Consider the following 2405-nt stretch of genomic DNA (forward strand, 5'->3'; position numbering starts at 1 on the left):
GCCAGGTCTGATCAGGTCAAGCATGGTCCCGGAAACTTTTGCACAGAAACCATCAAAGTCTTCCAGGTCATGAGAACCGATATTCCAGAAGCCTTCTGGCAGCACCTGTCCTTCGTTTAACATGGCGGCCATTTTAATATCGAGTAAGTATTCGATGGCGAGTAGTTTGAAACTAACGGCAAACATGATGACGCGCCCCGGGATGATTCCCTGCTCAGGATGCGTGTCCAGGCCACGCAGCGTAGCATGAAAAGGGCTGTTAGCAGCAGCAGAGAATATAATATCGAACCGGCCATCGGGAAGTACGATAATTTCTTTATCTTCTGCTGAATCATTCCGGATCATCCAGCAGCTTTCGACAAAATCGGTAAGGCCTTTAACAGGTTGTATGCTTCTTAGTTCCATGCCGCTTTTATTTATGACCAGATACAGGTACTTTCGAATTACCGCTATACGTTTAGTATTCAAAAGTACCGATTTAAAGACCTTATCTATAGGTTTTCCCAGTAAATCTGTTTATTGCATTGTTGAAAGAAGTACTATTACACAATACCAATTGAATCAGGGAGATATGCCTAAGAGAACAAAGTCCATCCCGGTAAATATTATGGCGAATGAGTTTGGTTTGGGTATCGTTATAGAGAGGTTATTTGCGAAAGATTTGCAGACGGCGGGTATTGAGGATGCAAAGCAATCACACCGGGAGGATGGTCATTCTTTCTTTTTACTGGAAAGCGGCTCGGTTTCTATGGAGATTGATTTTAAAGCGTATGACATTCAGCCGCCATGCATCGTCTACATACATCCTGATTATATCATTCGCTACTAAAGGATAGTTGTAACGCATTAGTTGCGTTAGTTGTTTCGCAGTATCTTGAATCATCTACATCAGCCGTCAGGCTTTTAAGATTTGAAATTGTTACCAGAGCCTTCCGGGAATTGCTGGATTGTAATTATACCACTGCCAAACGCCCGGTAGCGTATGCCGATCATTCCAAGAACGGAGGAGGCAATTCGCAGAAGAAACATAGAAGGCTTTTAGTAATATGTTCATTGTGGGAGCTGTAATACGCCAGCCGCGCGGATACCTTATACGATACTACTACCGTTAGTATAATAACATGGGCGTAAAGGTGGACTTGATGCGGGGATGTTGTTTAGATGGGGAGGTGTGCAGAATAGCGGTCAGGGGGTAGCTTTTTGCGGTAGGTGGCAGGTAGTGAAAAATGAGAGGCTGCTTTCAGTCGGTATGACTGAAAGTAAAGATTGGTGGTAGAGAAGCCGGATATGCAGATCAATGGCAGTTATTTTTATTCATGAGTATACAAATGTCAGGCATTGGATAGTTTATTCCCGTTGAATGAGGAGGGTAGACGGTTGTGCCGATGCCGGGGACAGTATTTCCTTTAACAGGAGTACTAATTCCGGCTGTTTCGGGGAGCGTTGTGTGTGTGGAATTTGCGATATGGATTGGGGTGGCAGTACTGCGATAATATCAGCTGCGAGGTATTTTCTGTTGCAGGAAGGAGTGCTATCGTGCATGGCTCTTATCTGGAGGGTAACCACCAGTGTTCCTTTACCTGGTATATCTACATCACATGCTGCCCCTTTAAAGGATTCTCCGGTATTTACCATGAGCACAGCGGTTTCGGTACCTACTACCTGGTGCGTAGCGAAATTGATACGGGCGGCGATCACTTTTATTTCAAGTGTGTTGAAGCCCTCGAGTAGAGGTAGTGTCTGAGGCGGAATATGCAGGATGCCATCCCGTGAAAGCCTGGGCGCCAGGGGGAGAAACCGGTTTGTTCCGGTATGCCGGTTGAACCGGAAGCCGGTGATATTTTGGGTGTCGTGGCCAGCGGAGGGAATGAGTGCGCTGGTTAGTCTGTTGATATGCCCGGTGTCGCAGCTTAGGTCCATTTGGCCGTAGAAAGCATGACGGATGAGCGCCCCTCTTTTGCTGGCCATGCCAAACCGTTGTGCGGCTTTGCGCGTAGCGGCCGTCTGCCGGACGATGGCGGGCATGCTGCGTAAGCAGTGTTGCCCGTTGCGCCTGTAACCAATCAGGTTACCCAGCCGGCCTGTGAAGGTGATGATTGAAATCTGTTTTGCCATAACAAATGATGTTTAATGTTATCTAAAGATAGCATAATCAGCAGATGTAATTATCAAGATAAGATGGAGGATTATTCAATGGTATGGCATGCCGACACCGGGAATATTCAAGGAGAGCATGGGGCCGGATACAATCCAATGCCGGTCCACCGCATTGGTAATATGTAGTTTCATTTAATTTTTTTATCACTAAATATTACGTTATGAAAAATGTCACCAACGGAAAGAAACATGCTACCTGGGGAAACCAGCTAAGCAGACAAAACCTTATGGCTATTACAGGGGGAAGC

At 46.1% G+C, this 2405-nt stretch carries 4 protein-coding genes; 1 reads left to right on the plus strand and 3 read right to left on the minus strand.

The annotated features are described in order from the left end of the window. The coding region (locus tag VM802_RS13235) for a DUF6597 domain-containing transcriptional factor (RefSeq protein WP_325531180.1) at positions 1-405 on the minus strand (405 nt) is incomplete at its 3' end. Between the two features lie 166 nt (positions 406-571). Between VM802_RS13235 and VM802_RS13240 the strand changes: the two genes are divergently transcribed. After that, entirely contained in the window at positions 572-829 is a 258-nt protein-coding gene (locus tag VM802_RS13240; protein ID WP_325531182.1) for a cupin domain-containing protein, read from the plus strand. 328 nt (positions 830-1157) lie between these two features. Here VM802_RS13240 and VM802_RS13245 read toward each other — a convergent pair whose 3' ends face one another. Both VM802_RS13245 and VM802_RS13250 read right to left on the minus strand, forming a co-directional pair. Further along, positions 1158-1298: a hypothetical protein gene (locus VM802_RS13245; RefSeq protein ID WP_325531184.1), complete on the minus strand. Its 141-nt coding sequence runs from the start codon at positions 1296-1298 to the stop codon at positions 1158-1160. A gap of 49 nt (positions 1299-1347) precedes the next feature. Next, complete coding sequence (locus VM802_RS13250) at positions 1348-2115, minus strand: hypothetical protein (protein ID WP_325531186.1); 768 nt, start codon at positions 2113-2115, stop codon at positions 1348-1350. Positions 2116-2405: the final 290 nt, after the last annotated feature.

The sequence above is a fragment of the Chitinophaga sp. genome (assembly GCF_035538455.1).
GTDB lineage: Bacteria > Bacteroidota > Bacteroidia > Chitinophagales > Chitinophagaceae > Chitinophaga.